The organism is Xanthomonas sp. NCPPB 2866 (assembly GCF_041475745.2).
Taxonomy (GTDB): domain Bacteria; phylum Pseudomonadota; class Gammaproteobacteria; order Xanthomonadales; family Xanthomonadaceae; genus Xanthomonas; species Xanthomonas arboricola.
The window spans coordinates 3,695,609-3,710,689 of record NZ_CM192975.1 but is presented as its reverse complement, the minus strand read 5'-3'; the positions used below and the strand labels follow the sequence as shown (position 1 = coordinate 3,710,689).

Annotated in this window: 8 protein-coding genes; 5 read left to right on the top strand and 3 right to left on the bottom strand. The window is 67.3% G+C overall.

Annotation, left to right across the window (positions count from 1 at the left end; translation table 11 throughout):
• Positions 1-125: 125 nt before the first annotated feature.
• From ACCQ04_RS15770 to ACCQ04_RS15760, 3 genes are all read right to left on the bottom strand, one after another.
• Positions 126-851 (bottom strand): phosphoadenylyl-sulfate reductase, encoded by a 726-nt coding sequence (locus ACCQ04_RS15770; protein WP_024940721.1) that lies wholly within the window; start codon positions 849-851, stop codon positions 126-128.
• Positions 848-2,554, bottom strand: coding sequence for an assimilatory sulfite reductase (NADPH) hemoprotein subunit (cysI, locus tag ACCQ04_RS15765; protein ID WP_228912346.1), 1,707 nt, complete (start codon positions 2,552-2,554; stop codon positions 848-850). The genes ACCQ04_RS15770 and cysI overlap by 4 nt, the downstream gene beginning before the upstream one ends.
• A 120-nt stretch (positions 2,555-2,674) precedes the next feature.
• Positions 2,675-4,522, bottom strand: a complete 1,848-nt coding sequence (locus ACCQ04_RS15760; RefSeq protein WP_226427377.1) for an assimilatory sulfite reductase (NADPH) flavoprotein subunit — start codon at positions 4,520-4,522, stop codon at positions 2,675-2,677.
• Between the two features lie 179 nt (positions 4,523-4,701).
• On the opposite strand from ACCQ04_RS15760, the gene cysD reads away from it, so the two are divergent.
• The 5 genes from cysD (at position 4,702) to ACCQ04_RS15735 (ending at position 15,016) form a co-directional block, all read left to right on the top strand.
• The gene (gene cysD, locus ACCQ04_RS15755; RefSeq protein ID WP_226427376.1) at positions 4,702-5,610 is read left to right on the top strand and encodes a sulfate adenylyltransferase subunit CysD; all 909 of its coding nucleotides are present in this window, start codon (positions 4,702-4,704) and stop codon (positions 5,608-5,610) included.
• Positions 5,610-7,586 carry a sulfate adenylyltransferase subunit CysN gene (gene cysN, locus ACCQ04_RS15750; protein WP_104576721.1) on the top strand — a complete coding sequence of 659 codons (1,977 nt, stop codon included), beginning with the start codon at positions 5,610-5,612 and terminating at the stop codon, positions 7,584-7,586. The genes cysD and cysN overlap by 1 nt, the downstream gene beginning before the upstream one ends.
• Positions 7,587-7,846: 260 nt before the next feature.
• Positions 7,847-8,920: an efflux RND transporter periplasmic adaptor subunit gene (locus ACCQ04_RS15745; protein WP_226427375.1), complete on the top strand. Its 1,074-nt coding sequence runs from the start codon at positions 7,847-7,849 to the stop codon at positions 8,918-8,920.
• Complete coding sequence (locus tag ACCQ04_RS15740; RefSeq protein ID WP_024940307.1) at positions 8,917-12,042, top strand: efflux RND transporter permease subunit; 3,126 nt, start codon at positions 8,917-8,919, stop codon at positions 12,040-12,042. The genes ACCQ04_RS15745 and ACCQ04_RS15740 overlap by 4 nt, the downstream gene beginning before the upstream one ends.
• 298 nt (positions 12,043-12,340) lie before the next feature.
• The gene (locus ACCQ04_RS15735) at positions 12,341-15,016 is read left to right on the top strand and encodes a M1 family metallopeptidase (protein ID WP_154832537.1); all 2,676 of its coding nucleotides are present in this window, start codon (positions 12,341-12,343) and stop codon (positions 15,014-15,016) included.
• Positions 15,017-15,081 lie beyond the last annotated feature (65 nt).

Genomic DNA, 15,081 nt, shown 5'->3' with positions numbered 1-15,081 from the left:
GTGCGCGTCACCTCAAAGCGCTGCGGATGCGCCGAGTCAGGGATGCGCTCGGCGGTGTGCCCACCGGCAAACTCGACGCGTAGTGGTGCAGACCCGCTTCATAACGGGCGCGCACCGCGCCGCGCTCAGATGTCCTCGTGGATGCCGCATTCGCGCTTCAACCCGAAGAAGCGCGTGTCCTCCTCGCGCATGCCCGGCTCCCAGCGGCGTGTGGTGTGGAAGTCGCCGATGGACACGTAGCCTTGTTCCCACAGCGGGTGATAGGGCAGGTCGTGCGCCTGCAGGTATTGCCACACGTCGCGGTCGGTCCAGTCGGCGATCGGGCTGACCTTGTAGCGCTCGCCGCGCTTCTGCACGATCGGCGTCTGTGCGCGGCCGCCGGACTGGCTGCGGCGCAGGCCGGTGAACCAGGTGCCTACGTTGAGCTCGTCCAATGCGCGGCGCATCGGCTCGACCTTGCGCAGGTTGTTGTACTGGTCGATGCCGACCATGCCCTGTTCCCACAGGCGGCCGTGGCGCGCTTCCATCCAGGCACGGCTGACCAGCGGGCGGTAGACCTTGAGGTTGAGCTTGAGCCGGTCGGCCAGCGCGTCGGCAAACCGGTAGGTTTCCGGGAAAAGGTAACCGGTATCGATCAGGATCACCGGAATGTCCGGGCGCTGCTGGGTGAGCAGATGCAGCGTGACCGCCGACTGCGCGCCGAAGCTGGACGACAGTGCCGCCTCCTGCGGGCCGTGTTGCAGTGCCCAGGCCACGCGCTCGTCGGCGCGCAGGCCTTCCAGCTGCGCGTTGAGCGCGTCCAGGTCGTCCAGCGCGGACGCAGTGATCGATGCAGCGGGCAGCGCGGTCATGCGAGCAATTCCAGGTCGAGGTGACGGTGTGTGGGGTAGGGCGGCAGCGCGATCAGGCCGCTGCGATGCAGGAAATCACCGAAGCCTTCGTCGCCGGCCTGATCGCGTTCGGCCGCATAGCGCGCCAGCAACGGTTCCAGTGCGGCGAGAATGTCCGCTTCGGTGATGTTTTCGCGGTACAGCGTGTTCAGGCGTTGGCCGCGGCGGTCGCCGCCCAGCATCAGGTTGTAGCGGCCGGGCGCCTTGCCGACCAGCGCGATCTCGGCCAGATACGGGCGCGAGCAGCCATTCGGGCAGCCGGACAGGCGCAGCACGATCGGGGTGTCGGCCAGCCCGTGTTGCTCCAGCACCGGCTGCAGGGCCGCGCTGAAATCGGGCAGGTAGCGTTCGGCCTCGGCCATCGCCAGCCCGCAGGTCGGCAGCGACACGCAGGCCATTGCGCCGCGTGCCAGCGCGGTGGGCGCGCGATTGCCGGCATCCAGGCCGTACTGCGCGACCAGGGCATCGACGCGCGCGCGCTCGCTGGCCAGCACGCCGGCGATGACCAGGTTCTGGTTGGGTGTCATGCGGAACTGGCCGACGTTCAATTGCGCAATCGCGCGCAGGCCGCTTAGATGCGCAGCGGTGTCGGTATCGGCAATGCGCCCGGCAGGCAGGGCCAGGGTCAGATGCGACAGACCATCGTCGCCCTCGACCCAGCCGTAGCGATCGCCGTTGTGCTCGAACGCGAACTGCCTGGCGGGTTGCAACGCAAAGCCGGCACGACGTTCGATCTCGGCCACGATGGTGTCCAGGCCGTGATCGTCGATGGTGTACTTGAAGCGCGCGCGCTTGCGCACCGCACGGTTGCCGAAGTCGCGCTGGGTGGTGACCACGGCGGTGGCCACCTCCAGCAACTGATCGCGGGTGACGAACCCGACGACATTGGCCACCCGTGGCCAGGTTTCCGCATCGCCATGGCTGGCGCCCATGCCGCCGCCGATGCTGACGTTATAGCCCAGCAACTCGCCGTCGTGCAGGATCGCGATGAAGCCCAGGTCGTTGGCGAACACGTCCACATCGTTGAGCGGCGGCGCGGCGAAACCGATCTTGAACTTGCGCGGCAGATAACGGTCGCCGTAGATCGGCTCTTCTTCGTTGCCGGAGCCTGACACGCGCTCTTCGTCCAGCCAGATCTCGTAATACGCACGGGTGTTGGGCAACAGATGCTCGGACACCCGCGCGGCATCGGCATACAGCGTGGCATGCGCCTGCGACAGCAGCGGATTGGCCGCGACCTGCACATTGCGATTGACATCGCCGCAGGCGGCCAGCGTATCGATCAAGGTGGCGTTGATCGCCTGCATGGTCGCCTTGAGCTCGCGCTTGATCACGCCATGGAACTGGAACGCCTGGCGCGTGGTGATGCGCAGCGAATGATTGGCGTACCGCGTGGCGATGCCATCCAGCGCCAGCCACTGCGTGGGCGAGATCACCCCCCCCGGCGTACGGGTGCGGATCATGAACTGGTACGCCGGTTCGAGCTTCTGCCGACGCCGCTCATCGCGGATGTCGCGATCGTCCTGCTGGTAGCTCCCGTGGTACTTGATCAGGGTCTGATCATCCTCGCGCAACGCACCGGTCACCGCATCGGCCAGGCTCTGTTCCAGCGACCCGCGCAGACGGCGACTTTCGGATTTGATGTCTTCGACGGAGTGGCTCATGACGGGATTCGGCATTCGTGATTGGGGATTGGCAAAAACAAACAAGCAGCAGCACGACAACAACCAGACCCGGGGAACCCGCAGTTACGAATCCCCAATCCCCAATCCCGATTCCCGGCACTAATAGACATCACGCGCATACCGCCCCTCCACCTGCAGCTGGGTGAGATACGCCGCGGCGGCTTCTGCATCCACGGCGCCGTGGGTGGTGACGATCTCAAGCAGGGCGGCGTGCACGTCCTTGCCCATGCCGATGGCGCCGCATACGTACAGATGCGCACCGCCCTGCAGCCAGGCGTAGACCTCGGCGCCGCGTGCGCGCAGGCGGTGCTGCACGTAGATCTTTTCGGCCTGGTCGCGCGAGAACGCGACTTCCAGTGCGTGCAGTTCGCCGCGCTGCAAGGCCTGCTGCCATTCGGCCTGATACAGGAAATCGGTATTGAAATGCTGGGCGCCGAAGAACAGCCAGTTGCGGCCCCTGGCGCCGGTTTCGGCGCGTTCCTGCACGAAGCCGCGGAACGGCGCCACGCCGGTGCCCGGGCCGATCATCAGGATGTCGCGATCGGTATCGGCCGGCAGCCGGAAGCGCGTGTTCGGCTCGATGTAGACCGGTGCGGTATCGCCTTCGCGCAAAGCGGCCAGAAAGCCGCTGGCCGAGCCCAGGTGCGCATGCCCGTGCGCCTGGTAGGTGAGTTCGTCCACCACCAGGTGCACTTCCTCGCCCACGCGCTTGCGGCTGGAGGCGATCGAGTACAGGCGCGGGGTGAGCGGACGCAGCGCGGCCAGCAGGCCGGCATGGTCCCAATCCGCCGGCCAGCGTCGCAGCACGTCGATCAGCTGGTGATCGGCAAGCAATGACGCCAGGCCGGCGGTCTGGGTCGGGGTGAGCAGCGCTTGCAGCTCGTCGGCGCGCGCACGCTCGGCATGGGCGGCCAGCAGCGGCCGCGACAGCTTGGTCAGTTCGCGCCGGGTGGCCAGCCACTCGTGCAGGGCCAGAGTCTCTTCGCCGACGGTGACCGCGGCATGACCATCCAGGCGCAGCGTCTCCAGCACCGCATCCACCAGCGCCGGCGGATTGCGATGGCGGATGCCCAGCGCATCGCCGGGCTCGTAGCTCAGCCCGCTGCCTTCCAGCGAAAATTCCAGATGGCGCACGCGCTTGCTCGGCAAGGCGTAGACGCGGAACTGCGGGCCCTTGAAGTCGCGCCCGCTGACGATCTGGTTGGCCAGCAATTCCGCAGGGAAGGGCTGCTGATGCGACCACGCCGGTGCGGCTGCACTGCTGCGCAACGGCGTGATGGTGGCCGATGGCGGGCCGCTCCTGAGCTGCTCGCGTGCATGCTTGAGCGCCTGCGTGCGCCAGGGCGCAGCGACACTGTCGATATCCAGATCGGCTTCGCCGCGTGGCTGCACGCGGCTGCCGCCAAGTTCGGCCAGGCGATCGTCGATGCGGCGTGCGATGCCGCAGAAATCGGCGTAACTGGAGTCGCCCAGGCCAAGCACCGCGTACTTGAGCTCGGGCAGCTTGGGCGCGCGGCGGCTGGCCAGGAACTCCACCAGCCCGATCGCATCGTCCGGCGGGTCGCCTTCGCCCTGGGTGCTGATGACCACGTAGAGCAGTCGCTCGCTGGCCAGTTCGCGGGTGGGGTACTGGTCGGCACGCAACAGACGCACGCTCAGTCCGGCGGCCTCGGCCTCTGTCGCCAGCTGCTCGGCCTCCCGGCGTGCATTGCCAGTCTGGCTGCCGTACAGCACGGTCAGGCGCTGGCTTTCCTGTGCCGGCGCGTGCGGCTGGCCGCCCGGCAACACCGCCAGTGAGCGCGGCGGCTGGCCTTGTGCCAGCCCGGCGGTGTAGCCGGACAGCCACCACAGCGATGCGGCATCCAGGCCGTCGACCAACCGTTCCAGCAGCGCCTTGCGCTCGTCGGGCAAGGGGCTGGGCGGTAGCGCGGAACTGGCGGCGGTCATTCGGATCCAGGGCGGTTGATGAGACCCGTGATGGTAGGGAAGCGTTGCCGCGGCCAGAAAGGATGAGCCGTTATCGCGTTATGCCGGCCGCTTATTTGGGTGCGGGCGGCCCGCGCCACACACTGCGGCGCCTTGCCCTACCATCGGCTGGTCTGCCCGCCGACGCCCACGACACCCTGATGACTCTGCTGCCCCTGTCACACCTGGATCGGCTCGAGGCCGAAAGCATCCACATCCTGCGCGAGGTCGCCGCCGAGTTCCGGGCCCCGGTGATGCTGTATTCGGTGGGCAAGGACAGCTCGGTGCTGCTGCATCTGCTGCTCAAGGCGTTCGCGCCGTCGCCGCCACCGATCCCGCTGCTGCATGTGGACACGCGCTGGAAGTTCGGCGAGATGATCGCCTTCCGCGACCGCCGCGCGGCCGAGACCGGCGTGGACCTGCGCGTGCACATCAACCCCGACGGCATCGCCCAGGACGTCGGCCCGATCAGCCACGGCGCGGCGATGCATACCGACATCATGAAGACCCAGGGCCTGAAGCAGGCGCTGGAGCAGGGCGGCTTCGACGCGGCGATCGGCGGGGCGCGCCGCGACGAGGAGAAATCGCGGGCCAAGGAGCGCGTGTTCTCGTTCCGCAACGCGCGTCATCGCTGGGACCCCAAGAACCAGCGCCCGGAGTTGTGGAATCTGTACAACGCGCGCACCAAACCCGGCGAAAGCGTGCGCGTGTTTCCGCTGTCCAACTGGACCGAGCTGGATATCTGGCTGTACATCTACCGCGAACGGATACCGGTGGTGCCGCTTTATTTCGCCGCGCCGCGCCCGGTGGTGGAGCGCGACGGCGCCTGGATCATGGTCGACGACCACCGCCTGCCATTGCACGACGGCGAGACGCCGCAACTGCGCTCGGTGCGCTTCCGCACGCTGGGCTGCTATCCGCTCACCGGTGCGATCGAATCGACTGCAGACACGCTGGAAGCGGTGATCGCCGAAATGCTGGTCAGCACCAGCTCCGAACGCCAGGGCCGCATGATCGATCATGCGCCAGGCGCGTCGATGGAGCAGAAGAAGCTTGAGGGGTATTTTTGATGGGCAGGGAATCGGGATTCGGGATTGGGGATTCGCAACAGCGGTTCGCCGTGGACGGAACGGAGGAAGCAGCTGCCTTTGCCAATCCCCAATCCCCACTCCCCAATCCCGGCGCCATCAGCGCCTACCTGCATCAACACGAAGCCAAACCGCTGCTGCGCTTCATCACCTGCGGCAGCGTGGACGATGGCAAGAGCACCTTGATCGGGCGCCTGCTGTACGACAGCAAGCGCCTGTTCGACGATCAGCTTGCCGCACTGGAGAGCGATAGCCGGCGGCATGGCACGCAGGGCGAGGGCATCGACTATGCATTGTTGATGGACGGGCTGGCCGCCGAACGCGAGCAGGGCATCACCATCGATGTGGCGTACCGTTATTTCGATACCGACCAGCGCAAGTTCATCGTCGCCGACTGCCCCGGGCATGAGCAGTACACGCGCAACATGGCCACCGGCGCATCCACTGCCGATGTCGCGGTGGTGCTGGTGGACGCGCGCAAGGGCTTGCTGGCGCAGACGCGCCGGCACAGTTACATCGTGTCGTTGCTGGGTATCGGCCACGTGGTGCTGGCGGTCAACAAGATGGACCTGGTGGACTACGACGCGCAGGTCTTCGCCGACATCGCCGAGGGCTACCGCGCGCTGGCCGCGCAGCTGGGCATCGCCGATGTGCAATGCATTCCGTTGTCGGCCCTGGCTGGCGAAAATCTGTCCAGCCCATCGGCGCGGATGCCGTGGTACCGCGGCCCGCATCTGCTGCAGCATCTCGACACCGTGCACGTGGAGACGCCGGAAGCCGGCAGCGGCTTCCGCTTGCCGGTGCAGTGGGTCAATCGCCCCCATCAGCACTTCCGTGGCTACGCCGGCACCATCGCCGCCGGGCAGGTGCGGGTGGGCGATGCCGTGGTGGTGGTGCCGTCCGGGCGCCGCACGCAGGTGGCATCGGTGCTGGATGCCAACGGCGAGGTGGACAGTGCACGCGCCGGCCAGGCGGTCACGCTGACCTTGCGCGAGGAGATCGATATCAGCCGCGGCGACATCATTGCCGCCGTCGACGACCCGCCGGAAGTGGCCGACCAGTTCGCCGCGCATCTGCTGTGGATGGACGATGCCGCCTTGCTGCCGGGGCGCCCGTACTGGCTCAAGATCGGCACGCGCACGGTCACTGCGAGTATCAGCGAGATCAAGCACAAGGTCGATGTGAACACGCAGGAGCGGCTGGCCGCCAAGCGGCTGGAGCTCAATGAGGTGGGCTACTGCAATCTGGCGCTGGACGAGCCGATCGCGTTCTCGCCGTATGCACGCAACCGCGTGCTGGGCGGCTTCATCCTGATCGACCGGCAGAGCAATGCCACCGTGGCCGCCGGCACCCTGGAGTTTGCGCTACGCCGTGCCGGCAACGTGCACTGGCAGCATCTGGACGTGGACCGCGCCGCGCGCGCGCGCATCAAGGGCCAGACTCCGCGCGTGCTGTGGTTCACCGGCCTGTCGGGCGCGGGCAAGTCTACTGTCGCCAACCTGGTCGACAAGCGCCTGCATGCGCTGGGCTATCACACCTTCATCCTGGACGGCGACAACGTGCGCCACGGGCTCAACCGCGACCTGGGCTTCACCGACGAAGACCGCGTGGAAAATATTCGCCGCGTGGCCGAGGTAGCGCGGCTGATGGCCGATGCCGGCCTGATCGTGCTGGTGAGCTTCATCTCGCCGTTCCGCGCCGAGCGGCAGCTGGCGCGCGAGCGCTTCGATGCCGGGGAGTTCGTCGAGGTGTTCGTGGACGTGCCGCTGGCGGTCGCCGAGGCGCGCGATGTGAAGGGGCTGTACCGCAAGGCGCGGGCCGGGCAGATTCCCAATTTCACCGGCATCGATTCGCCCTACGAGGCGCCGGAGGCGCCGGAGGTCCATCTTCACGCCGATGGTGAGAACGTAGAGGCGCTGGCGCGTCATGTGCTCGAGTTTCTCGGGTTGGAACGCTGAGCGGGGCTGACAGGACATAGCGGCAGGCGTCAGGTGGGTGTGGGCAACGCGAAGCCGTCATGCATGAATGCGTACATGCAGCGGCCGAGCGGTGGCCGCGCCCGTCCGGCAGCCACGCCGCCGTGTCGGTGGCTGCGCTGACCAGCGCATCGCGCCGACGACAGCAAGGGTCTTTGGTCATGGTGCAAAGCACGCCCTTTCTGTCAACTCCATGGCAGCTAGGTCGTTAAACTTTCGACGTACCCCGCCAGGATGTTCTGATGCTTGTTCGACCCAGCGCGCGTTTCGGCGCAGCGCTCTTGTTGGCCGTTGCGCTGGCCGGTTGTGGCCGTGAGGCCGCCGCGCCGGCCGCCGCCAAACCCATCCCGGTCTCTGTGCAGGCGGTGACCACCCAGCCCTGGAACTCGACCGTGCAGTCGATCGCCACCGTGCGTGCGCGCGAATCGGTGGCGCTGACCGCGGCGGTGAGCGATGTGGTGGAGCAGGTCAATTTCGACAGCGGCGACGAGGTCAAGGCCGGGCAGCTGCTGCTGCGGCTGCGCGGGAATTCGCAGCAGGCGGCACTGACGGCCGCGCAGGCCACCTTCGAGGAAACCGATCAGCTGTACCGGCGCCAGTTGAGTCTGGTTGGCCAGCAACTGGTGGCCAAATCCACTGTCGATACGCAACGCGCGCTGCGCGATGCAGCGCAGGCACGCGTGCAGCAGATGCGCGCGGAGATCACCGACCGCGAGGTGCGCGCGCCGTTCTCCGGTGTGCTCGGCATCCGCCAGATCAGCCCGGGCTCGTTGATCACCTCCAGCACGGTGATCGCCACGCTGGACGATGTGGCGCGCATGTACGTGGACTTCCAGGTGCCCGAGTCGCAGTTCGGCCTGGTGCAGCTCGGCAATACCGTCAATGGCACCGCGGCGGCGTATCCGGGGGAGCAGTTCGAAGGCGTGGTGGCGGCGATCGATTCGCGCATTGACGAGACCACCCGCTCGGTGACGGTGCGGGCGGACTTCCCCAACGGCGATCGCCGGCTGCGCCCGGGCATGTTGCTGGATGTGCGCCTGTTCCAGCCGGCGCGGCAGGCGGTGGTGATCCCGGAGATTGCGGTGGTGCAGGTGGGGCGCGAGTCCTACGTGTTCCGGGTCAAGCCCGACAGCAGCGTGGAGCGCGCCGACGTGCGCCTGGGCGAGCGCCGCGACGGCAAGGTGGAAATTCTCGACGGGGTCAAGGCCGGTGAGCGCATCGTGGTCGACGGCACCGGCAAGCTGCGTCCGGGCCTGAAGGTGGTCGATCAGGCCGCGCCAGCACCGGCAGCGGCGCGCCCGCAGGCAGCACGATGAAACTTTCCGACCTGTCCATTACCCGCCCGGTGATGGCGGTGGTGATGAGCCTGCTGCTGATCGTGCTGGGGGTGATGTCGTTCACCCGGCTGACCTTGCGCGAGTTGCCGGCGATCGACCCGCCAATCGTGTCGGTGGACGTGGAATACACCGGCGCCTCGGCCGCGGTGGTGGAAAGCCGCATCACCCAGGTGCTGGAAGACGCGCTGGCCGGCATCGAAGGCATCGAGACCATCGAGGCGCGCAGCCGCAACGGCTCTTCCGATATCAGTATCGAATTCGTGCAGTCGCGCGATGTGGAAGCCGCCGCCAACGACGTGCGCGATGCGGTCAGCCGCGTCTCCGACCGCATGCCCGACCAGGCGCGCCCACCGGAGATTTCCAAGGTCGAGGCCGACGCCGACCCCATCCTGTGGCTCAACATGAGCTCCAGCACGATGGACACGCTGCAGCTGTCCGACTACGCCGAGCGCTATGTGGTGGACCGCTTCTCCAGCCTGGACGGCGTGGCGCAGGTGCGTATCGGCGGGCGCCAGCGCTATGCGATGCGGATCTGGCTGGACCGCGATCAACTGGCCGCGCGCGAACTGACCGTGGCCGACGTGGAAGCGGCGCTGCAGAACGAGAACGTGGAACTGCCGGCCGGCAGCATCGAATCGGCGCAGCGCGATTTCACCTTGCGCGTGGAGCGCAGTTATCTCAAGCCCGAAGACTTCGCCAAGCTGCCGCTCAGCAAGGGCGAGGGCGGCTATGTGGTGCGCCTGGGCGACGTGGCCAGGGTCGAGCTGACCTCGGCCGAGCGCCGCGCCTACTTCCAGAGCAACGGCGTGCCCAATGTGGGCCTGGGCATCGTGCGCAACTCCACCGCCAACGCGCTGGACGTTGCACGCGAGGCGCGCGCGCAGGCCGAGGAAGTGCAGAAATCGCTGCCGCAGGGCACCAACATCTTCGTCGCCTTCGACACCACGACCTTCATCGATGCAGCGGTTGAGCGCGTGTATCACACGCTGATCGAAGCGGTGGTGCTGGTGCTGGTGGTGATCTGGGTGTTTCTGGGCAGCGCACGCGCGGCGCTGATTCCTGCAGTGACGGTGCCGGTGTGCCTGATCGCCGCATTCATCGCGCTGTACGCGTTCGATTTTTCGATCAACCTGCTGACCTTGCTTGCGCTGGTGCTGTGTATCGGCCTGGTGGTGGACGATGCCATCGTGGTGGTGGAGAACATCCAGCGCCGCATCGATCTGGGCGAGCCGCCCTTGGTGGCGGCCAAGCGCGGCACCGGCCAGGTCGCCTTTGCGGTGATCGCCACCACCGCGGTGCTGGTGGCGGTGTTCCTGCCGGTGGGCTTTCTGGAAGGCAATACCGGGCGCCTGTTCCGCGAGCTGGCGGTGGCACTGGCCGCGGCGGTGGCGATCTCGGCCTTCGTGGCGCTGACGCTGACACCGATGATGTCGTCCAAGCTGTTGCGCTCGCACGGGCAGGCCAGGCCCAACCGCTTCCATCGCTGGTTCGATGGCCGCATGCAGGCCGTGTCCGGGGCGTACGGGCGCTCGCTGGAGCGGCATGTGCATCGCACCTGGATCTTCGCGCTGCTGATGCTGTTGGCACTGGGTGCCAGCGCTTGGTTGATGGGCCGGATTCCCTCCGAGCTGGCGCCAGCCGAGGACCGCGGCAATTTCCAGATCATGATCGACGGGCCCGAAGGCGCCGGCTTCGATTACACCGTGGGGCAGATGCATCAGGTCGAGGCGATCCTTGGCCCCTACGTGGGCCCGGACAAGCCCATCGTGCGGGCCAACCCGCGCGTGCCCGGCGGCTTCGGCAGCAGCGAGGAAATGCACACCGGCCGGGTCAGCGTGTTCCTGCAGGACTGGGAAAAACGCACGCGCCCGACCACTGAAGTGGCCGACGAACTGCAGCAGAAGCTCAACGTGCTCAGCGGCGTGCGCGCACGCACGCAGGTGAGCGGCGGCCTGGTGCGCAGCCGCGGCCAGCCGTTCCAGCTGGTGCTGGGCGGGCCGGATTATGCGGAGATCGCGCAGTGGCGCGATCGCATCCTGCAGCGCATGGAAGCCAATCCCGGCCTGGTCGGCCCGGACTCGGACTACAAGGAAACCCGCCCGCAGATGCGCGTCAACATCGACCGCCTGCGTGCGGCCGATCTGGGCGTGCCGGTCACCGCGATCGGTGGCGCGCTGGAGGCGATGATGGGCTCGCGTCGCGTGACCACGTTCGTGGACAACGGCGAGGAATACGACGTGATGCTGCAGGCCGGCCGCGAAGGCCGCATGGCGCCGGAAGACCTCACCGCTATCCGCGTGCGCTCCACGCGTGGCGAGCTGATTCCGCTGTCCAACCTGGTCACGCTCAGCGAAGTGGCCGAAGCCGGCACCCTGAATCGCTTCAACCGCCTGCGTGCGATCACCATCAGTGCCGGCCTGGCGCCGGGCTACCCGCTCGGCGAGGCGATCGCCTGGGCGCAGCAGACCGCACGCGAGGAATTGCCCGAGTATGCGCAGGTGGACTGGAAGGGCGAGTCGCGCGAATACCAGCAGTCCGGCAGTGCGGTGCTGCTGACCTTCGGCATGGCCTTGCTGGTGGTGTATCTGGTGCTGGCCGCGCAGTTCGAAAGCTTCGCCCATCCGCTGGTGATCATGCTCACGGTGCCGTTGGCGGTGCTGGGCGCGCTGGTCGGGTTGTGGGTCACCGGCGGCACGCTCAACCTGTTCAGTCAGATCGGCATCGTGATGCTGGTGGGGCTGGCGGCCAAGAACGGCATCCTGATCGTTGAGTTCGCCAATCAGTTGCGCGACGAAGGCCGCAGCGTGCATGAGGCGATCGTGGAATCGGCATCGGTGCGCCTGCGTCCGATCCTGATGACCTCGATCGCCACCGTGGTCGGCGCAATTCCGCTGGTGGTGGCCGGCGGGCCCGGCTCGGCCAGCCGCGCCACGATCGGCGTGGTGGTGATCTTCGGCGTGTCGCTGTCCACCTTGCTGTCGCTGTACGTGGTGCCGGCGTTCTACAGCCTGATTGCGCCATTCACCAAGTCGCCCGAAGCGGTGGCGCGCGAGCTGGAAACCCTGGAGGCGCAGACGCCCTCGGTAGGCGGCCACGCCTGAGCGATACCGGCAGCGGCATGCTGCTGCCGGTGGTCGATGAGCGGGGATGCTGCGGCATCGGCGTTGATCGCGGTGTTTGCATCTGGCCGCATCGCAAACAAAACCCAAACATCGGGGCGCAGGCTATGTCTCTCGAGCGCGGCAGCGCCACGCCAGCGCGATCGATGCGACGCCGCAGCGCGGCCGGTTGCCTCTGGGGGCGGCGCGCTCACCGCATCGGTCGTGCAATGACTAAGGTCACATGACAGTCATGCCCGGCTGTGGTCGACTCCCGCAGTTGCCCTGACCGGAATCGCCAATGCGTCGTCTTGCCTGCCTGCTTGCTCCCTCTCTCCTTGCGCTGTGCTGCGGCACCGCGCTGGCGCAGTCCTCCGGCGAGCCGGTGCCCAATGGCCGCCTGCCGACCTGGGCAGTGCCCGAGCGCTACAGCCTGTCGTTCAAGATCGATCCGGACCAGAGCGAGTTCAGCGGCCGCACCAGCATCCGCGTGCAGCTCAAGCAGCCCTCCGATCACCTCTGGCTGCACGGCAAGGAGCTGAAGGTCAGCAAGGTCACGGTCAAGCCGGTCAAGGGCAAGGCACTGACCGCACGCTATGTGCAAGCCGATGCGCAGGCCGGTGTGGTGCGCCTGGATTTCGGCCGCACGCTGCAGCCGCAGACGCTCACCGTGGACATCGTCTACAGCGCGCCGCTCAATCAGCAGCTGCAGGGCCTGTATCAGGTGAAGTACCAGGGCCAGGCCTATGCGATGACGCAGATGGAGCCGATCAGCGCGCGCTACGCATTCCCCGGTTTCGACGAACCCGCGTTCAAGACTCCGTTCGACCTCAGCCTGACCGTGCCCACCGACGACCAGGCGCTGGCCAACACCATCGCCACCTCGACCAAGCCGGCCGGCAAGGGCTGGAAGACGGTGACCTTCGCTCCGACCGTGCCGCTGCCGACCTATCTGGTCGCCTACGCCGCCGGCCCCTGGGATGTGGTGGACGTGCCGGCCATGCCGGCCACCCCGCAGCGCCCCAACCCGACCCCGTTGCGCGGCATCGCCGCCAAGGGCCAGGGCCCGCGCATCACCCCGGCGCTGGACCAGACCCCGGCAATCATCGCCGCGCTGGAGGACTATTACGCCTTCGGCTATCCGTTCGACAAGCTCGATCTGGTCGCCGCGCCGGACTTCAGCGCCGGTGCGATGGAAAACCCCGGGTTTGTCACCTTCCGCGACTGGCTGCTGTTGCTGGACAAGGACTCGCCGGCCGAGAACGTGCAGCGCTCCTTCAACACCAATGCGCATGAGCTGGCCCACCAGTGGACCGGCGACGCCGTCACCATGGAATGGTGGGACGACCTGTGGTTGAACGAGGCGTTCGCGACCTGGATGCAGCAGAAGATCACCATGCAGCTGCACCCGGAATACCGCGCCAATCTGGACCGCATCGGCGGCGCGCAGTACGCGATGGACAACGACAGCCTGGTCAGCGCGCGCAAGATCCGCCAGCCGATCACCGGCAACGGCGATATCGAGACCGCCTTCGACGGCATCACCTACCAGAAGGGTGCGGCGGTGCTGGCGATGTTCGAGGCTTTCGTCGGCGAAGACGTGTTCCGCCAGGGCATGCGCGCCTACATCGCCAAGCACAAGTTCGGCAGCGCCACCGCCGACGATCTGGTCGATGCGATCGCCGATGCCGCCGGCAAGGGCGAGGAGTTCAAGGCCGCCTTCCGCAGCTTCCTCAATCAGCCGGGCGTGCCGTATCTGCAGACCCAGCTCGCCCGCGAAGGCGGCAAGACCGTGGTCAAGCTGCAGCAGCAACGCTATCTGCCGCTGGGTTCCACCGGCTCCACCGCGCAGCAATGGGGCGTGCCGGTGTGCGTCAAGTACGGCAAGGGCAAGAACCAGGTCGGCACCGCCTGCCAGATGCTCGCAGACGGCAGCGGCAGCATCGTGCTGGATGGCGCCGGCAAGAACACCTGGGTGTTCCCGAACGCGCGTGGCGCCGGCTACTACCGTTTCAGCCTGCCCAAGAAGCAGCTGGCTGAACTGGGCAAGCAGGTCGGCCAACTCGACGACAACGAACAGCTGGCCTATGCCGATGCAATCGATGCGGCCTACCGCCACGGCGATACCGACGGCGACGCCGTGCTGGCAGCGCTCAAGCAGTTGGCGCCGTCCGAATCGGCCGATGTGTCCACCGCGCTGCTGAACCGCTTCGTGTGGATCTGGCGCTACCAGGCCACCAGCCAGGCCCAGCGCGACGTACTGCGCAAGGCGGCCGAACAGGCGTATCTGCCGCGTCTGCGTCAGCTGGGTTACACGCGGCGTAGCGGCGAGTCGATCGACGACACCAGCCTGCGCTCGGCGCTGGCCGGGCTGTTCGCGCTGCGCCTGCAGAACGCGGAGGTGCGCAAGGCACTGCTGGCGCAGGGCGATGCGGTCCTGGCCGGCGGCAACGGCGCGCTGGACTTCTCCAAAGCCAATCCGGATCTGCTCGGCACCGCACTGGCAGTGACCGCGCAGGAGCGCGGCGCACCGGCAGTGCAGAGCCTGATCGATGCATTGCGCACGCATGCCGACCCGGCGCAGCGCAACGCCATGATCGCCGCCCTGGGCACGCTGCAGGACCCGGCGCTGCTCAAGCAGGTGCGTGATTTCGCGCTGACCGATGCGATCAAGGTGGGCGAGATGAAGAGCCTGCTGATGCGCGGTCACAGTTACGAGGCCTCGCATGCGTCGATGTGGCCGTGGTTCACCGCCAACTTCGACCGTATCGTGCAGCGCAGCGGCTCGTTCGACGGCGGCGGATTGCCGGCGCTGGGTGCGTCCGGCGGTTGCAGCGTGGAAGAAGCCGACCGCCTGGATGCGTTCTTCAAGCCGCGCCTGGCCACGCTCAGCGGCGCCGACCGCGGCATGGCGCAGACCGGCGAGACCATCCGCCTGTGCGCCGCGCTCAAGCAGGCGCAAACCACCAAGCGCTGAGCCGCGGCCTGCGGCCCGGGTGTGCGGTATCGGCCGTGGCGATACCGCGCACATCGCATCAGGAA